This window comes from Haloferula luteola, assembly GCF_014201715.1.
Taxonomy (GTDB): Bacteria; Verrucomicrobiota; Verrucomicrobiia; order Verrucomicrobiales; family Akkermansiaceae; genus Haloferula; species Haloferula luteola.
Genome location: NZ_JACHFD010000031.1, coordinates 23,783 through 39,965, shown reverse-complemented (window position 1 = coordinate 39,965; position 16,183 = coordinate 23,783). Strand labels below are relative to the sequence as shown.

Genomic DNA, 16,183 nt, shown 5'->3' with positions numbered 1-16,183 from the left:
CTGGGCTTGCGGGTGCCACAAACACGGCTCGGTGGTGCGGCTCGTCGCGCCATGGAAATAGCCGGTCACCTGGACTAGCAGGATCCCATTGGAGGCGCACTCGACGATCTGATAACTTGCCGAGCTGACCCAGGGAACTGCAGGCAGCACCTGCGAACTCCAGATGCCGGTAGGATTTCCGTAGAGTCCGCCGGTGAGAGTGTGGATCTGGTATTCCTGCAGGGCAGTGACGCCATCGCGATCGAAGTCACTCCAGGCATCCCGGGCAACATCCGGGTTGAGATCATGAGCAAGTTCCCAGGCATTGGGGATGCCATCGCCATCGGTGTCGTTGCTACTCGGTGATGGAAGAAAATCGCTGGGAAAAGGAGTCCACCCACCGACCCCACCCCACTCCGCGGAGGCGAGGAGAGCAAGCAGTAGGGAAAGAGGGAGAAGAAGCCGAAGAGAAAGCGAGAGGGAGCTCGGACGCCGAAGGGAAGAAGAGCGGGATCCTCTCGCGAACGTAGGGGGGAGATTCGCGGGAAGCATGGATTTGTCTGGTTATCAGACGCTTATCCCGAATCAAAAATCCGGTCAACCTGGAAAGATGTCGTAACTCATTGAAATGAAGTTCTTCCCCAAGGAATCAAGGAAATGAGCCCTCGGCGATCCTGCTCCCTCACCGAAGGATGACAGGAGAGGATAAGAAGATAAGGATTTGAGATCTGTGATGCGCGGCAAGATCGAGGAACCTTTGCAGGCCGGAGATTCGCTGAAGATCCCAGCCAGTGTGAGCCTCGGGCTCATGGGAGTGAGTTTGGCCGGGGTGAGGGATGAAGTCCGGCAAGACAGCGACGACAGAAGTCATCTGGTGGAGAGAGAGGGAATCCGCACCAAGGCTCGCCCGACCTAGTCGATGGGGAGGAGATCGCTGACGAGCGATTCCACGTCAAAGTGGTCCTTCGGGCCGAACGGTCGCATCTGCGAGAAGCTGCGGACGCATTGTGGGCTCAGAGGAGGCTCTGAGCATATTGGAGCGTGTCGATTTCCGCGGAGGTTTTGTCGCGTCGGATGGCTTTGATGCGAGGGAACCGGAGGGCTAGGCCCGAATCATGGCGGCGGGAGGAGCGGATGGAATCGAAGGCGATCTCAAGGACGATGTTGGGTTCCACCCAATGTTTGCGACGCTGCTTCTCAAGGGTATGGCGGTGGAAGTGCTCGGTAAGTTCTTCGATTTCGAGATCGGTGAGGCCGCTGTAGGCTTTGCCGATGACCCGGAGGTCTCCAGTGAGAGTATCTCGAAGGGCGAAGGTGTAGTCGGAAAGCCATTCGGAGCGTTTTCCGTGGCCTTGTTCTGCGGCTACGACGACGCAATCGAGGGTGGGCATGATCCCCTTGAGTTTGAGCCAGGATTTTCCACGGCGACCGGGAGAATAGGGGGAAGACGGATTCTTTGAGATGAGCCCCTCATGGCCATCGAGAAGGGCTTGTTTGAACGCGGTTTCGATTTGTTCGATGGAATGGGCCGTCGCGACCGGAATCATCCGAAAGCTGTGAGGAGGGGCTTGAAGAAGGGCTTCTAAGTGTTGTCGACGGATGTGGAGAGGGGCTTCAAGGAGCGAGCTTTGGTTTCCGTAAAGCTGATCGAAGGCGACGAAGACCACCGGAGGTAGGTCGCTGGCCGTTTCTGAGAAGAGGTCAATCTGGGATAGGGTGAGGCGGCCGAGGCGCTTTTGGAGGTCTTGAAAGGTAAGTTTTCTGCCCTCGGCGTGGGCAATGATTTCTCCATCGAGAATGAAGTCACCTGGAAGCTTGCGTGCTTCGGCCAGGAGTTCGGGAAACTGGCTGTCGATGGATCGGAGGTCGCGGGAAAAAAGGGAGACTTGATTGCCGCGTTTGTGGAGTTGGGCGCGAATTCCATCGAACTTAGGTTCTAACCAAAGTGGGGACGGATGGCGTTGAAAAATAGCGGCGGTGTCGGACTCCGGAGAGGCCAGCATGACTTTGATGGGGACACCGGGGCGAAGGGATGCCTCGGTGAGTCGGCGCTGCTGAGCAAGGAGGGCGGTTTCACCGATATCGCCGGTGAGCATGTGAGCATGGCGGAGGATGGCGGGGTCGGCACCGAAGGCTGCGGCGAGGGCATCTTCAAGGAGTCCCTCTTTGAGGCCGATGCGAAGGTCGCCGGTGAGAATGCGCACCAAGGTTTCGGATTCGGCGGGGTTGAAGCGAATCATTCGATCCGCGAGGAGTTCGATCTTTGAGAGTGAACCCGGAGCGGCAGCGAGCTGCTGAAAGAATTGGTGGACTCCGTGGAGTTCTTCGGGTTCTGGAGCCGGGGTAAGTTCCTGCAGAAAAAGGCGCGCTGTGCGAGCGGCGTCGTTCTGGCTCAGGGAAAGGGTGCGATAGCGCTCTTCGCGGGCCTTGGGAAGCGAGAGAAGGGCGCGGCGAAGGGCGGCGCTGCCGGTGTGGAGGGTTCCTTCCGACCGTGGAAGGGGGTTTCCTGCCAACCAATGGGTTGCCAAGGGGAGAGTTTCTGGTGGGAGCGCAGCGAGGTAGCGGGAGAGGTGTTCGATTTTTCCAAGCCTGCTGTGGGTTTCGGCAACGAGTCGGAGAAGGTCAGAAAAGTCCGCAAATCCGCAGTTGGGGCGTTTGATGAAGGAATGTTTTGCCTGCGCCTTGGCGGTGGGGAGGCTGAGTTCGAGTTGGTCCTGGCCGGAGGCGGACCAGGCTTCGATTCCTCGTTGGCGAAGCTCGGCGGCGAATTCCTGAGCGTAGCCGTGAACGGTGAGTACGTATTTGGGCTGAACTCGTTGGAGACATTCGAGAAGGCCGGGATGGTCGGCGTGATCGGAAAGAGGAATGGCTTCGTCCACCCGATAGCGATAGGCGGCGCCCGGGGTCATCGCCCAGCCACTGAGCATGGCGGTGCGAGCGTTCTTGAGCCGACGCAGGAGGGTGGAGCGAACGGCATTGGGAGGTGCGATGATGGCGTGTCCCGGGGGGATTTCGTCGGCCAGGATGACGGGCTCAGGAAGGCAGGTGAGACCGGTGGTGCGGCAGGCTTCGGTCATCTCCGCGACTTTGGGATGAAGGAGGGCGGGGATGCCGTGTTCGTGAAGCAAGGCGAGCGCTTCTTGCGCTTTTCCCAGCGAGTAGCCTAGGAGAATGGGGATTTCCCCGCCATCGAGGCAGCCATGGACGAAGCGCAGCACGGAGGCTTCGACTTCCATGGCGGAGGGAAAGACGAACTTGGGGAGGGCAAAGGTGGTTTCGAGAATCAGGGTGTCGGCGTGCTTGAAGACGACGGGCTCGGCGGTGCGGCCGGGCCGGACTTTGAAGTCGCCGGTGTAGAGGAGGGATTTGCCATCGGAGAGCCGGGTGATGTGGAGCATCGCAGAGCCCCTGATATGGCCGGCAGGAAGGAGCAGGATGCGATGTCCTGCATGCTCGATGGGGGAGTGAAAAGCGAGAGGGCGAAGCCGGGACTCGGCGATCTGGTAGCGGGCCCGGAGGAGCGCTGCTGTCGTTTCTGAGCAGAGGCAGCACTCGTGGCGGGCGAAATGGTCCGCATGGGCGTGAGAAACGAATGCGAAGGGCCGAGGACGGTGGGGATCGAGCCAAAGGTCGGGCTCGGGGAGGTGGAGGCCTTGCTGGTCGCGGACGGGAAGCACAGATTCGAGTAGGAGTTCAGGGTGATGGGGGTTACTGGGGGGGACGGTTGGGGGTCAGGGAGCCGTGAGTGATTGGCCGTTGTGAGCCGAATTGAGGGAAAGCAGGAAAGGAATCGCGGTGCGTGCCCAATCGGCGGGCCCGCGGTAAGCCCCGGCTTCGTCTGCAAAGCAAGAGCGAAGCATTTCGGTATCAATGATTCCAGGGTTAAGAGGGATGGCGGCAAGGCCAGGGGGAAGTTCGTCAGCGAGGGCTTTGGTAAGGCCTTCGACGCCCCATTTGGTGCAGCAGTAGGGAGCGACATCGGGCGAGGTGGAACGGCCCCATCCTGAGGAGAGATTGACGATTACGCCGGAACCGCGGGCGATCATTGGAGGGAGCAGGGCGTGAAGCACATGGTGAATGCCTTTGAGGTTGACGTCGATGACCCGTGAAAATTCTTCCGGAGAGACTTCCCAGAGGGGCGCATTGGCGTTGATGAGGGCGGCATTGTTGATGAGCAGATCGGGGGGGCCAAAGCGCTTCAGGGATTCGGCGGCAAAAGCTCCGACTTGGGAGGAATCGCTGACGTCACAGGTGGAGACGAGGTGATGGGGTCCCAGAGTTTTCTGCAATTCAGCGACGGCTTCGGTCCGGGTTCCGCAGGCTGAGACAGTGAGTCCTTGATTGGCAAGTCCTTGGGCGAGGGCTCGGCCCAGGCCTCGGGTGGCGCCCGTGATGAAGACGTGCTGCATGAGGGGATCATGGCGCAGCTGTTGGAAAACGGGAGCGATTTTCCACCTGCGGGCAGGTTGCACGACGGCGGATTCGGCTTAGGGTCGCAGATATGGATTTTTTGACGGTATTGGCTCAATACTACGGTGGCTCTCCTCAGGGGCCGGGCATGGCTCCGGGTTCCGGTTTGGCATTGATTCTCGTGGTGGTGGCGGGGATCGCGAGCATGTTGATTGGCAACACGTTGCAGTCCCGCTTCCGGAAATATTCTCAGGTGGCGATCGGAATGACGGGGGCGCAGGTGGCGGAGCGGATGCTTCGAGAAAATGGAATTTTCGATGTTCGGGTGGTGAGTGTGCCTGGCATGTTGACGGACCACTATGACCCACTGAAGAAGACGGTGAATTTGAGCCAAGAGGTGTACGCGATGAACACGGTGGCGGCGGCGGCGGTGGCGGCCCACGAGTGTGGTCACGCGGTTCAACACAAGGTGGGCTACCCGTGGCTGTCGTTTCGTTCGATGATGGTCCCGGCCGTGAGCACGGCGAGCAAGTTGTTGAATGTGTTGATGATGTTGATGGTTTTCGGGGCGTTTGTGTTTGTCGCGAAGATTCCGATTTTGATTTACCTTTTCCTCGGTGCGATGGCGCTGACGGCAGGATTTGCCGTCATCACTCTACCGGTGGAGTTCGATGCGAGCCGCCGTGCCCTGGCGTGGTTGGAGTCGAGTGGCACGGTGGTCCGCATGGAACATGGAATGGCGAAGAATGCGTTGTTTTGGGCGGCGATGACGTATGTGGCAGGGGCGGTGGGCGCGGTGGCCCAGCTGGCCTATTGGGGGATGATGCTTTTGGGGGGGCGACGCGAGTAAGGTCGGAAAGGCGGTGGCGAGCGGGCTTGAATCGGCTCGTTGGCTGCGCTTTCCTGCGCGCCGCAGATGGCAGCAGGCTTTTCATTTGATTCTCTGAACCGGGCGCAGAGGGACGCGGTGGCGACTCTGGATGGCCCGGTTCTTATTTTGGCAGGGGCTGGGACGGGCAAAACCCGCACGGTGACTTGCCGGATTTCGAACATGCTCGAGGTGGGGATTGCGCCGGAGAATGTTCTGGCGGTGACGTTCACGAACAAGGCGGCGGCAGAGATGCGGGAGCGGATCGGCGGGATGGTGGGCAAGAAGAAGGCCGAGGCGATGACGGTGTGCACGTTCCACTCGTTGTGTGTGCGATTGTTGCGAGGGGGGATCGATCGCTTGGGGTACAAGAAGAATTTCTCGATTTGTACTCAGAGTGACCAGGTGGGGGTAATGAAGCAGCTGATTGTCCGCAAGGGGGGCAAGGAGGAGAAGTTGAAGGCGGAGGAGGTTTTGGCGGCGGTGTCGAAGGCGAAGAATTCGGGCATTCCTCTGGAGCGGATGAAGGACGACTTTTTTGCGCAGTTGGCGGTCGCTTACGACAATGAGCTGCGGGTTCGCAATGCGGTGGATTTCGACGATTTGTTGTTGTTGGCGGAAAAGCTTTTGAGGGAGCACTCGGACGTCAGGGATCATTTCCGGCAGGTGTATCGACGGGTGACGGTGGATGAGTTTCAAGACACGAACGGGCTGCAGATGCAGTTGCTGCAGCAGTTGGTGGGGAAGCCGTATCACGTTTGTGTGGTGGGCGACGATGATCAGTCGATTTACGGTTGGCGGGGTGCGGAGTCGGCAAACATTCTTGAGTTTGAGCGCTTTTTCCCGGATCCGACGGTGATTCGGTTGGAGGAGAACTATCGGTCCACCGAAGCCATTCTGCATACGGCGAACAGCCTGATTCGGCACAATGCGGGCCGGCGGGAGAAGATGCTTCGGCATACGATGGCCGGAGGCGAGCCGGTGCGACTGATTGGGATGCCGGGGGATGATGAGGAAGCGGAGTTCATCGCCGAGGAGATCTTGGCGTTGAAAGCGACGGAGAAGCGTCCCTGGGAAGATTTCGCGATTCTCTTTCGGACGAATATGCAGAGCCGAAAGTTGGAGGAGGCTTTGCGGAAATCGCAGGTGCCGTATCGGATGGTGGGAGCACAGAGCTTCTATGATCGGCGTGAGATCAAGGATGTGTTGGCCTATTTGGAGATTCTTGATGATCCGCGAGCGGATGTTCCGTTGTTGCGCATTTTAAATGCTCCGCCGCGAGGGATTGGTCAGGCAACGACCTTGATGGCGACGGATTTCAGTCGTGAACGGCAGGTGAGTGTGTGGGAGGCGATGTGCGATCCTGAGTTCACCGATCTTCTGGCGACCAAGGCGCGAAATGCCATCGGTGAGTTTCTAGCTCTGGTGATGACGGCCAAGGCGATGATTGATGGCAAGGTGGAGCCGGCGAACAAGGTGTTGAGTGATTTTCTGGACACCTGTGGTTATCGCGATTGGCTGGAGAGGGGTTGCAAGACGCCGAAGGAGGTGGAGCAGCGAATGGAGAGCATCCATGAGCTGCTTCAGGAGGTGTCCAAATATGTGCAGCGAGGAAAGAGTATCCGGAAGTTCCTGGATGATAGTGCGTTGGCTTCCGATCGGGAGGACGATGATCTGGACAAGAAATCAGGTGCGACTTTGATCACGCTCCATGCATCGAAGGGCTTGGAATTCCCGGTGGTGTATTTGGTGGGGATGGAGGAAGGGGTGCTGCCTCACCGCCGGAGCCTTGAGGAAGGGACCAAGGATGAGGAGCGGCGGCTCCTCTACGTGGGCATCACGCGTGCTCAAAAGAAACTGACGATGACGTACTGTCAGGCTCGTACCAAATGGGGGCAGCAGGTCGGTTGTACGCCGAGCACGTTCATCGTGGAGATCGACGAGAAGCATCTGATCCACACCTGTTGGGACGATATCATGGGTGCGGAGGTCGATGAGGAAGAACTCGACGACTTTTTCGGCGAGATGGAGGACTTCCTCAAGAGCTAGGGGACGGTGTCGGGAGAAGCGGAGAGCTGTGGCGCTTGAGTTTCCCAGAGGCGGTGAGGGGAAGCTCGGCGACAAAGGTGTAGCGCAGCGGCACTTTGTAGGCGCTGAGGTGGGCACGGCAGTGCCTTTGTAGTTCGATGGGTTTCGGGGGGAGATCGGGATCGGCGGGGATGATGGAGGCGACTGGGATTTGGCCCATGTGCGGGTGGTCCTGAGCTGAAACGAGGCTTCGCGAAACGGCGGGATGGTCGTTGAGGCAAGCTTCCACTTCTTCGGGAAAGAGCTTCATACCCGCGACGTTGATGACGGATTTTTTGCGACCGACGAGAGTCAGGTGTCCCTCGGTGTCGCGGACGACGAGATCTCCGCTGGCGAAATAGCCATCGCGGGTGGGATGGGGATGCCAGGGGACGAGGTAGGCATCGAGAAGTCCGGGGCCGCGCACGAGGAATTCACCGGGGGTGCCCGTCGGAACTTCGTTGCCGGAATCATCGACGAGGCGGACGAGGTAGTCGGGTAGGGGTTTGCCGAGTGCTTGGGGTTTCGTTGAGGCGGCGTCGAGATTGAGTACGGAGAGGCCGACTTCGATGATGCCGAGGCCTTGGATGAGGGGTTGGCCGAAGCGATTTTCGAAGGCTTGGGCGGTGGCTTCAGGAAGCGCGGCCGCAGTGGCTACCGGGAGGCGTAGGCTAGGCCAGCGAAAGGTGCTGGGATCGGCAGCGAGCAGGGCGAAGTGGAAGGGGGAGCCGTAGATGACGGTGGCAGCATGTTTTTCTGCCGTGGCGAGGATGTCTTCTCGGGCAGGAGACGATTCAAGAATGGTGACTGCGCCGACATGGAGGTAGAGAACGATGCTGACGGCGAAGTGATGGGCCATGGGCAGCATCCAGAGCACTCGGTCGGAAGGGCCCAACTGGAGTCCACGGTTCGCGGCGGTGATGCGGTCGAGGAGGGTTTGGTGGGAGAGGACGACGCCTTTGGAGGTGCCGGTGGTACCAGAAGAGAAGCGAATGAAGGCGGGATTGAGGTTTTGAAATTGGTCCTCGGGAAAGGTGGGGGGGGCTCCGTCCAGAGCTCGAATTTCGAAGTTACGCGGGAGGTTGGGGGAGAAATCGGCTTCGAGGATCAGGTCCAGGGAGGTGGTGTGGATGATTTGGTCGCGTTCCTCGGCGGTAAGCTCTTCTGCCAAAGGCACCAAACAGGCGTCGGAGAGGAGGATGCCGATGGAATGGATGATGTAGTCGACACCATTGGGGCAATGAAGGCCGACGCGGGGGTTGCGTCCGAGATGGGCGGAGGCGGAACGGAGGTCGCGGGCGATGGGCTCAGCGGAGCAACGGAGTTCGCCGTAGGTGACCTGGCGATCTCCGGAGATGATGGCGATGGCATCGGCGGGGCGGCGGGCGAGGATGTCAGCAATGAGGTTCATGGCTGGGTGGGGACCGGAGAGGGGGTCTGGTCGAGTCCGAGGTCGTGGCGGAGTTGGGCTTCGAGGGCATCGATTTCTCCCGAATGGAGGCTCAGGTCTCGCCAAGAGAGGGTGGCGGCGATTTGGCCATCGTATTCGGAGAAGAAGATTCCGATGCCGGGAGGCGAGGAAACGGTGGGCAGGTGATAGGCGTGAGTGATGGCGCAGCCGAGTACGCTGCGCACTCGCGAGGGAAAGGTTCCGGTGTGGGAGTGGAAGAGGGAGCAGATTTCGCCTTTGAGGTAGAAGGAAGCGGGCTTGAGGTAGAGACGAGATGGGCAGCGATGCATGAGCGCCATGAGGGCATCCATGGCGGCGGGCAGTTTGCGGCGCAGAAAGGAGCCGTATTTTTTGAAGAGGGATCGAGTGGCTCCGGGAAGGTCGGCCAATTCCTCATGGGTGAGGAGCAGGGACCAAGCGGTCATGTGGTTCTGAAAAAGGGGGCGCTTGGTGGGATCGGAAATGCGTTGGACGGGGAGGGAAAGGAGCAGTGCAGTTTCCTCGCGGGGATGACGGGTCGAGATGACGGATTTGACCGCGCGGGCAGCGACGGCGGCAAAGTACGGGAGGAGAAGGAGTTCCCCTGCAGTGCTGTTCATTTTGTGGCGGATGAGGGTGCTCTCAGCGCGTGTGAAGCGAAGTAGGCGAAAGGCGGGAGGGCCGGCCGTGCGGGATTGGTGTCCGGACCGGATGCGCCAGGCGGGAAAGGTTCGCATTTCCTCGACCATGGGTTTGGCCAGCTTCCATGCTTGTGAAGGGCCGGGGAGCGGAGCGGTTTCGCCCCAAGCTTGTCGGCGGGATTTGTCGGGCGAGTCGAATTCCTCCAGCAGAAGATCGATGCCGACGGCATCGAAGAGGAGGTGAGGCCAGATGAGGATGAGAGCCGCAGAGCCGTCCTGCTTGGTGGCGAGGTGGAGTTCGAGGTTGGGACCGGGTTGGAGGATGTCGATGCGGCATTCGCGCAGCAGACGGGTGACCAGCCCGGTGAGGTCACCATCGCCGGTGGGATGATGGCGGACCGGAAGGGATGCTGGGGAGCCAGGGTGCCAGGCGGCGATGCAATCCGCACCACGACGGATATGGGCATGGAGAAGGGGATGGCGTTGCCCCAGGCACTCGGCAGCGCGTTCGAGAACGCCGAGTGCAGGGGGGGAGTCGAGCTCGATGACCGTGGCGGCGAGATGTCGGCCCTGATCGTGGCGGCGCATGTGGGTTTCAAGCGCGAGCAGGAAACCATCGCTGAGAGTTGTCGGGACCAAAGGAATCAGGCTTTGGATTTCAGCAATGCGGCGATCGAATCGATCGTGCGGAAGTGATCGCGGGAGAGGTCGGTAGGCTCCAGCGCGATTCCGAAGGTTTCCTCGATGGCGAGGACGAGCTGCATGATGCCCATGGAATCGAGGCCTGCAGCGAAGAGGTCGGTTTGGGCGGTGGCGACGGCCTCGGCATCGAGGATTTGTTCGCGAAGGATTTCGAGGAGTTCGGTTTCCATGGAGGAGAGATCAGCTGGGAGAGATGGATTGGAGGGCGGTGGCGTGGCCGGCTTCGTAGCAGGGAACGGCATGGCGGTTGTTGAAGATGGAGGGAAAGGGAGTGGTAGTGGTGACTTCGACGACACGTTTGCCCCGGTCGGCAGCGATGCGCAGGCGGTGGGCGTGAAGGGCTTTGCAAGCGGTGTGGTGGGTGCAGCCCACCGACTTGGCGACGGTTTCCCAATTCACGACGGGGCTTGAGTTTTCAATATGTTGGATGCGGTGAATGAGAATGGTGTCGATATCGTCGCGGTCGAGCAGATGTTCGAAAGGATATTCAGCCGCGATGCCCCCGTCGAGGTAGCGGTGGTTACCAACGTTTTGGATGGTGAACAATCCGGGCACTGCGCAGGAGGCCATGACGAGTTCGGGGAGGGGGCCGGAATGGCGGATGACGGTTTCTTGAGATTCTATGTCGGTGACGGCGATATCGAGCTTCAAGCCGTCGAGTTGGGCATCGCCGAGGAGTTTTCGGAGGTGGCGGACTTTGCCTTTTCCGTGGAAGATGCCATTGGCCCAGAGCACGGAACCGACACCGGGCATGCGCCAGAGGAAGCCAAGGTCGAAATAGGACCAGCGCATTTTCGGGTCGAGGGCCGCATGGCGAAGGTCGTCGCCGCGGAGGCCGCAGGCGTAGAGGGCTCCGGCGAGGGCTCCCGCGGAGGCTCCGGAAAGGCGGGCGGGATGGAAGCCACGATCGATCAAACCATTGAGAAATCCGGCGTGGGCATAGACGCCGAGGAGTGAGGAGCCGAGGACAACGGCAGTGCGGTGAGGGTTGGGACGGAATGGGGTGTCGGGCATCGGCGGGCGGAGTTTGTGAGTTTTCGGTTTTCAGTTTCAAGGATGCGGGTGATTTTCCCGCGCGATGACCGACGCGACGGTGAATTTCAAAACGGGCAACGAGAAGCTGATCAAGGTTCTCGATGGGGCCTCGGCGCATTTGCGTGGACTATTGGCCAAGCAGGGACGTCCGGAAGGGGCCCTGCGCATTGCGGTGATTGGCGGGGGGTGCAGTGGCCTGCAGTACAAGATGGATCTGGTGGATGGCCCTCGTGACCGCGACATTATGGTGCCCAGCAATGGGGTGCAGGTGGTGATCGATCCCAAGAGTGCGTTGTTCGTGAGTGGCAGCGAGTTGGACTATTCGGATGATCTCCAGCAGGGAGGTTTCAAGGTGAGTAATCCGAATGCTGTGGTGACCTGTTCCTGTGGGGAAAGCTTTGCTGCTTAAGGAAATGGATGCGTTTGCCGAGTTGGGGCTGGAACGCCGCCTGGAATGGAGCGGTGAGGCGCTGCGTGCGGCTTTTCGGGAGGCTGGCAAAACGCGCCATCCGGATGGGGGCGGGACGGTGGAGGGTTTTGAGCGGCTGCAGCAGGCCTTGGCATGCTTGATCGATCCGGGGGCCCGCTTAAGGCACTGGCTGGAGTTGGAGGGTCGAGAGGGAGAGCTGAGAGGTGCGGTGGGACCGGGAGTGATGGATTTTTTTTCCAGCATCGGCCCGGTGTTGCAGGAAGCTGACGGGCTGCTGAAAGAGCGGGAGGGAGCGCAAAGTCAGCTGGCGCGGGCATTGTTGGAGCCGAGGATCCAGGAGTGCCGAGAGAAGCTGGAGGGGATTCAGGAGCAGTTGGATGTTGCACGGGAAGAGCGCGAGAGCCGGTTTCCTGAGGTTGAGCGCGGCGAGTTGGATGGGTGGACGGTCGCACGGGAGTTAGCCTTTTTTGGGAAATGGTCGGCTCAGATCCGGGCGAAGTTTGCGGCGATGTGGTGAGCCCGCGCCGTTGACAGGGCGGAGGGGCGGCCTAGAACTCGTGGCTATGATGAGGTTGCTGAGTTCGGTCTTCATTTCGGCCATGCTTACGGGCAGTGCGGGAGCGGGGGAGATGCGAACATTCACCGATAACCAAGGGCGCAAACTGGTCGCGCAGGTTGTGGGTTTTCAGGAGAATGCCGTGACGTTGCGGCGGAATGACGGAAAGATTTTTGATCTCAAGGAGTCGTCGCTTTCGGAAGAGGATCAAAAGTTTCTGAAGGCCGAGCGGGCTGCCCAAGGGAGTGAGATATCGGCCTTGAACCGGGTGGTGGGTCACGAGTTGTTCACCCAGAACCCGCTGCTGCAGAGGTCGGCTCGTGAGGTGGCGGCGGCACTGCGCCTGAGTCCGGAGTCGCGAACGCCAGGGATGGAGTCATGGCGATTGTATGCGGCGTTCGTGGCGGGTGCGGATGGGAAGACGGGCAGCTATCGATTGTTCGGAGCGATGCCGTATTCGCTGGCATTGTATTCCGATCCATGGGGGTCGGTGAGCCATCTTTCCGTGGTGTTTGCCAACAAGGGAGACTACGGATCGACCGCAGGTTTCGGAGAGGATCATTTCAGCGGAGAAGAGTCCGATGATGTGCACAGCCTTGAGGGGGCGATGGAGGCGGATTTCAACAAGATCACGGCTGGGCTGACCGGAGTGTTGGGGGAACCGGTGACGCAGCGTTTCGGCGAGGGCAAGGAGCGCCGCACCGTTTCGCGGTGGGATACACAAGGGGTGTCGATTCTCTTGTCGATGGAGGAGGGGGAGTTCGTGGGCTTATCGATTGTCCCAGTGAATTTTGCTGAAAACGGAGGTAAGACTCTGCGTGTCAATGATTCCGCAATCAAATCACGGGTCGCCTCTGCAGTGAAGCGTGAAGCGAATGGCGACGTGGTGATTCAAGGCATCCCGATGGTGAATCAGGGGCCGAAGGGGTATTGCGTGCCGGCGACCTTTGAACGGGCGATGCGGTTCATGGGCATGGATGCGGACATGTATCTCTTGGCGATGGTGGGCCAAACGGGGATGGGAGGAGGCACTTCGCCCAAGCTGTTGATCGATGAGGTTCGGTCGCAGGTTTACCGCAAGGGGCGGAGAACCAAGGATGAAGAATCCCGCAAGCTGACGATTTCCCGGCTGAAGCGATATCTGGATGCTGGAACCCCGGTGATGTGGACGATGTTTTCTTTGTCCGATTACAATAAGATTGCGAATGGCAATACTCAGGCAAGGCGACAGGTGACGGATTGGTCCGATTGGGCGACCAAGGTGGCGGCTCAATCGGCCGAGTATGCAAAGAAGGAGCAGGAGCCGGATGCTTACCATATTTGCATGATCATTGGCTACAACGAGGCGACCGGGGAGTTTGCGGTGAGCGATTCATGGGGGGAGAGTTATGAATTGCGATGGGTGCCGGAAGGGGTCGCCCAGTGGGTGCACAACCAGGGCTTGTTTATGATTCTGCCGTGAGTCCCGCGTTGGAGTTGGCGGCCTTTGCGGGATTGATGGCGATTGGGCAGTTCAGTCCTGGCCCGGATTGGTTGTTGGTGACGCGTACGGCCTTGTCGGAAGGGACGGGCAATGGGGTGCGCACTGCCGCGGGCATTGCCACAGGGCTGGTGTTTCACGTCGGTCTCGCGGTGGGGGGCTTGGCGGGGATTTTTCGGACGGAAGCAGCTTGGGGGAAGGCCGTGGCGTGTTTGGGGGCGGCGTATCTGCTATGGATGGTGGTGGGCCTGTTGAGGCACGCTGGAGAGATCCCCGAGTTGGGAGAGATCCGATCGCGAGGCGAAGCTTATTTGCGAGGTTTTCTGACCAACTTGCTCAACCCCAAAGTGGTGTTGTTTGTGGTGGCGACGACCAGTCCATTTCTTGCCGGTGATCATCCCCGGTGGTGGCCTTGGGCCATTGGCGGGATCGTGATTGCCCAAGGATTTCTGCTATGGTGCCTGTGGGCTTGGTTGTTGCAGTGGCCACCCGTGAAACAAGGGTATCGGAGGGCGGCAAAATGGATCGACCGCGTGTTCGCCGGGCTGCTGGTGATCTTGGCCGTTGTGCTGGTGCTGGAATGCGTGGCGATTTGAAGGCGGTGTTCAGAGTGCGGCGCGAATGGCCTGAGTGATGACCCATGCGGTGCGCGCGAGGTCTTCTGCTCGGATCAGCCATTCGCGGGCGAATTCCCGCAGGGAAAAATCATCGGAGGCGAGGCTGGTGAGGAAAATCACCAGAAGCAGGTTGGCGAGGTAGATGATCGCGAGGGAAAGGAAGGTGCCGTTCTCCTTCAAGTCAGGCTGATCTCGGGGGATCATCCACAAGGTCCAGAGCAGGTGGAAGGCCCAGAAAAACCCAAGCAAGGCGTCGATGGTTTTTTCGACGGTGGGAGTCGGCTCCAGAAAGCGGGCAAAGGCGGCGTAGGTTCCCATCAATAGCGTGGCCCACAGGGGAACAAAGTAGGGGGCGAGGGAGATGAAGATGTTGGATTTGTCGGTGGTGACATAGCCGCCATCCACGCTCACTCCCCAGTCGCTGATTTTTCCTCGAAACAACCAGATGGCGAGGATGTGAGTGAGCTCATGGCCCAGCACATACAGGTAGAGAAAGGCATTCCAAAAGAGGCCGGAGACAAACCAGCCCGTCATCAAGAGAGCTCCCGTGGCGAAATACCAGAACTCACTGGTAATCCAGAATGCACGGTCCAGGGCGACTCCCGAAAGCTGGTCGAAATAGGTCCATGAGGTGACCCCACAGAGTGGCAGTAGGGTGAGGGCGAGGCCCCACCGAAAGGCTCGCAGCAGGAAATCGGGCGAAGCGGAGCTGTCTTCGTAGGGAACGGCGATGGCCGCCTGGATGTGTTTGAACCGTCGGCGACCCGCAGGTCGATTGCGAGTGGCACGAGCGCGGGCGCGGGCGTCGGCCACTTTGAGGGCTTCCGAGAAGGAGGCGCGGGTCCGGCGGCGTTTGTTGCCGGTCCGACTTCCCAGTTTCAGCTCTTTCCTTCCAGCCGCCATGCGTGGGGAAGGAGATAGTTCGGTTCCCTTAATCAATCAAGGTGGAATCGGACGCTCATTTGGGAGCTGCCTTGGATTCGATGGGCGTTGGCGGATCCACGACGACCGGCTTGCCGGCCTGAAGCCAGGCCGTCATTCCGCCTTTGAGATCGATGACCTGCTGGAAGCCCGCTTCTTCGAGCCGATTTGAGGCTCGGGCGCTGCGTTTTCCGGATTTGCAGTAGATCACGACGGGCTTTTCGGGGTCCAGCTGGGCTTTGGCGATGGCGACGAAGTCGTCCCTCTGGATGTCGGCATGGAGGGCATGGTCGAGGTGCCCTTCCTGCCATTCTTCAGCAGTGCGGACATCGAGGATTTGCGTTCCTATCTTGAGGTGTTTTTCGACCTCTGGGATGTCGGCGACCTCGACGGCACAAGAGATCGTCGGTAGGAGGGCGATGGTGGTGAGCCAGGATTTCATGGGAGAGGACTTCCACCGCCTCGCCTTGGGTGGCAAATGGCTTTTTCGAGAGAGGGGGTACAAGACGCGATCTTAGTGAAGATGATGGGCCTTTTCCCGAGGATCGAGCCATTGAAGGGCGGCATTGGGGTAGGTTTTTCCAAAATCGCATGGGTCGCTCTTTTGAAAACGAACTCGTTCCCCCGATGGCGATTCGTAAGTGATCTCGTAGGGCGAAAGAATCCCCTGACGAAATGCCAATAGAAAGGTGGTGAATGGATTGAGGATCCCCGCGCCATCAAGAATCTGGGACTCCAAATCGCTGAGTGATGGGAAATCGGTGAGGATGAGCGACTGATCGTGGCTGCAGTGATTGAGGAGAAGAAAGTCTCCAAAGACGAGTTCTGAACCCGTCAGGGCGATTTCGCGGGGGTGGAAATGATAGGCCTTAGGTCCTCTGTTTTTTGGGTTGGAAAGATGCTCATTGGCGATCCCCTGAGTATCCAGGAATTGAAGGATCTCGGGGAGTCGCAAGCCTCCGTCGGAGGCATTCGAGGTGAATGCGATGGCTTGCTGCGCCATTTTGTAGAGAGTGGAAGGCATCGTCATCTTCAGTGGATGGGAGCG

The 16,183-nt window shown here is 59.5% G+C and carries 16 protein-coding genes and 1 pseudogene; 7 read left to right on the top strand and 10 right to left on the bottom strand.

Annotation, left to right across the window (positions count from 1 at the left end):
- Positions 1-531 (bottom strand): annotated as a pseudogene (locus tag HNR46_RS18855) (hypothetical protein); the annotation flags it as partial.
- Between the two features lie 181 nt (positions 532-712).
- Here HNR46_RS18855 and HNR46_RS18850 point away from each other — a divergent pair.
- Positions 713-895, top strand: coding sequence for a hypothetical protein (locus HNR46_RS18850; RefSeq protein WP_184021847.1), 183 nt, complete (start codon positions 713-715; stop codon positions 893-895).
- 97 nt (positions 896-992) lie between these two features.
- Here the strand turns inward: HNR46_RS18850 and HNR46_RS18845 are convergent, their stop codons facing one another.
- Together HNR46_RS18845 and HNR46_RS18840 are read right to left on the bottom strand one after the other, a co-directional pair.
- Positions 993-3,656, bottom strand: a complete 2,664-nt coding sequence (locus HNR46_RS18845; protein ID WP_184021845.1) for an ATP-dependent DNA ligase — start codon at positions 3,654-3,656, stop codon at positions 993-995.
- Between the two features lie 54 nt (positions 3,657-3,710).
- A complete protein-coding gene (locus HNR46_RS18840; protein WP_343076067.1) occupies positions 3,711-4,451 on the bottom strand; it encodes an SDR family oxidoreductase in 741 nt (246 codons plus the stop codon).
- A gap of 29 nt (positions 4,452-4,480) precedes the next feature.
- On the opposite strand from HNR46_RS18840, the gene HNR46_RS18835 reads away from it, so the two are divergent.
- Positions 4,481-5,239, top strand: coding sequence for a zinc metallopeptidase (locus HNR46_RS18835; protein WP_221285286.1), 759 nt, complete (start codon positions 4,481-4,483; stop codon positions 5,237-5,239).
- Between the two features lie 66 nt (positions 5,240-5,305).
- Positions 5,306-7,306, top strand: coding sequence for an ATP-dependent helicase (locus HNR46_RS18830; protein WP_184021843.1), 2,001 nt, complete (start codon positions 5,306-5,308; stop codon positions 7,304-7,306).
- On the opposite strand, the gene HNR46_RS18825 is transcribed toward HNR46_RS18830, so the two are convergent.
- Genes HNR46_RS18825 through HNR46_RS18810 form a run of 4 tightly spaced genes read right to left on the bottom strand, consistent with a single transcriptional unit; the run spans position 7,296 to position 11,110 of the window.
- Entirely contained in the window at positions 7,296-8,735 is a 1,440-nt protein-coding gene (locus HNR46_RS18825) for a class I adenylate-forming enzyme family protein (RefSeq protein ID WP_184021840.1), read from the bottom strand. The genes HNR46_RS18830 and HNR46_RS18825 overlap by 11 nt on opposite strands.
- Positions 8,732-9,982: a non-ribosomal peptide synthetase family protein gene (locus HNR46_RS18820; protein ID WP_184021838.1), complete on the bottom strand. Its 1,251-nt coding sequence runs from the start codon at positions 9,980-9,982 to the stop codon at positions 8,732-8,734. The genes HNR46_RS18825 and HNR46_RS18820 overlap by 4 nt, the downstream gene beginning before the upstream one ends.
- A gap of 56 nt (positions 9,983-10,038) precedes the next feature.
- Entirely contained in the window at positions 10,039-10,266 is a 228-nt protein-coding gene (locus HNR46_RS18815) for a phosphopantetheine-binding protein (protein WP_184021836.1), read from the bottom strand.
- A 10-nt stretch (positions 10,267-10,276) separates the two neighbouring features.
- Complete coding sequence (locus HNR46_RS18810) at positions 10,277-11,110, bottom strand: patatin-like phospholipase family protein (RefSeq protein WP_184021834.1); 834 nt, start codon at positions 11,108-11,110, stop codon at positions 10,277-10,279.
- A 64-nt stretch (positions 11,111-11,174) separates the two neighbouring features.
- On the opposite strand from HNR46_RS18810, the gene HNR46_RS18805 reads away from it, so the two are divergent.
- From HNR46_RS18805 to HNR46_RS18790, 4 genes are read left to right on the top strand one after another with little or no spacing between them, the layout of a single operon-like run.
- Positions 11,175-11,540, top strand: a complete 366-nt coding sequence (locus tag HNR46_RS18805) for a HesB/IscA family protein (RefSeq protein WP_184021832.1) — start codon at positions 11,175-11,177, stop codon at positions 11,538-11,540.
- Positions 11,518-12,078 carry a synaptonemal complex protein 1 gene (locus HNR46_RS18800; RefSeq protein ID WP_221285285.1) on the top strand — a complete coding sequence of 187 codons (561 nt, stop codon included), beginning with the start codon at positions 11,518-11,520 and terminating at the stop codon, positions 12,076-12,078. Before HNR46_RS18805 ends, HNR46_RS18800 begins: the two co-directional genes overlap by 23 nt.
- A gap of 46 nt (positions 12,079-12,124) precedes the next feature.
- A complete protein-coding gene (locus HNR46_RS18795) occupies positions 12,125-13,579 on the top strand; it encodes a C39 family peptidase (RefSeq protein WP_221285284.1) in 1,455 nt (484 codons plus the stop codon).
- The gene (locus tag HNR46_RS18790; protein WP_184021825.1) at positions 13,576-14,193 is read left to right on the top strand and encodes a LysE family transporter; all 618 of its coding nucleotides are present in this window, start codon (positions 13,576-13,578) and stop codon (positions 14,191-14,193) included. Before HNR46_RS18795 ends, HNR46_RS18790 begins: the two co-directional genes overlap by 4 nt.
- A 9-nt stretch (positions 14,194-14,202) precedes the next feature.
- Here the strand turns inward: HNR46_RS18790 and HNR46_RS18785 are convergent, their stop codons facing one another.
- From HNR46_RS18785 to HNR46_RS18775, 3 genes are all read right to left on the bottom strand, one after another.
- The gene (locus tag HNR46_RS18785) at positions 14,203-15,117 is read right to left on the bottom strand and encodes a hypothetical protein (protein ID WP_184021823.1); all 915 of its coding nucleotides are present in this window, start codon (positions 15,115-15,117) and stop codon (positions 14,203-14,205) included.
- 55 nt (positions 15,118-15,172) lie between these two features.
- On the bottom strand, positions 15,173-15,577 hold the full coding sequence (locus HNR46_RS18780) for a rhodanese-like domain-containing protein (RefSeq protein ID WP_184021821.1): 405 nt from the start codon (positions 15,575-15,577) through the stop codon (positions 15,173-15,175).
- A 72-nt stretch (positions 15,578-15,649) separates the two neighbouring features.
- Positions 15,650-16,165, bottom strand: coding sequence for a hypothetical protein (locus HNR46_RS18775; protein WP_184021818.1), 516 nt, complete (start codon positions 16,163-16,165; stop codon positions 15,650-15,652).
- Positions 16,166-16,183: the final 18 nt, after the last annotated feature.

Excerpts from the sequence above, each read along its gene's own strand:
- HNR46_RS18850 (WP_184021847.1), top strand. The coding sequence starts at position 713 with ATGCGCGGCAAGATCGAGGAACCTTTGCAGGCCGGAGATTCGCTGAAG.
- HNR46_RS18835 (WP_221285286.1), top strand. The coding sequence starts at position 4,481 with ATGGATTTTTTGACGGTATTGGCTCAATACTACGGTGGCTCTCCTCAG.
- HNR46_RS18830 (WP_184021843.1), top strand. The coding sequence starts at position 5,306 with ATGGCAGCAGGCTTTTCATTTGATTCTCTGAACCGGGCGCAGAGGGAC.
- HNR46_RS18825 (WP_184021840.1), bottom strand. The coding sequence starts at position 8,735 with ATGAACCTCATTGCTGACATCCTCGCCCGCCGCCCCGCCGATGCCATC.
- HNR46_RS18820 (WP_184021838.1), bottom strand. The coding sequence starts at position 9,982 with ATGCGCCGCCACGATCAGGGCCGACATCTCGCCGCCACGGTCATCGAG.
- HNR46_RS18815 (WP_184021836.1), bottom strand. The coding sequence starts at position 10,266 with ATGGAAACCGAACTCCTCGAAATCCTTCGCGAACAAATCCTCGATGCC.
- HNR46_RS18810 (WP_184021834.1), bottom strand. The coding sequence starts at position 11,110 with ATGCCCGACACCCCATTCCGTCCCAACCCTCACCGCACTGCCGTTGTC.
- HNR46_RS18805 (WP_184021832.1), top strand. The coding sequence starts at position 11,175 with ATGACCGACGCGACGGTGAATTTCAAAACGGGCAACGAGAAGCTGATC.
- HNR46_RS18795 (WP_221285284.1), top strand. The coding sequence starts at position 12,125 with ATGATGAGGTTGCTGAGTTCGGTCTTCATTTCGGCCATGCTTACGGGC.
- HNR46_RS18785 (WP_184021823.1), bottom strand. The coding sequence starts at position 15,117 with ATGGCGGCTGGAAGGAAAGAGCTGAAACTGGGAAGTCGGACCGGCAAC.
- HNR46_RS18780 (WP_184021821.1), bottom strand. The coding sequence starts at position 15,577 with ATGAAATCCTGGCTCACCACCATCGCCCTCCTACCGACGATCTCTTGT.
- HNR46_RS18775 (WP_184021818.1), bottom strand. The coding sequence starts at position 16,165 with ATGACGATGCCTTCCACTCTCTACAAAATGGCGCAGCAAGCCATCGCA.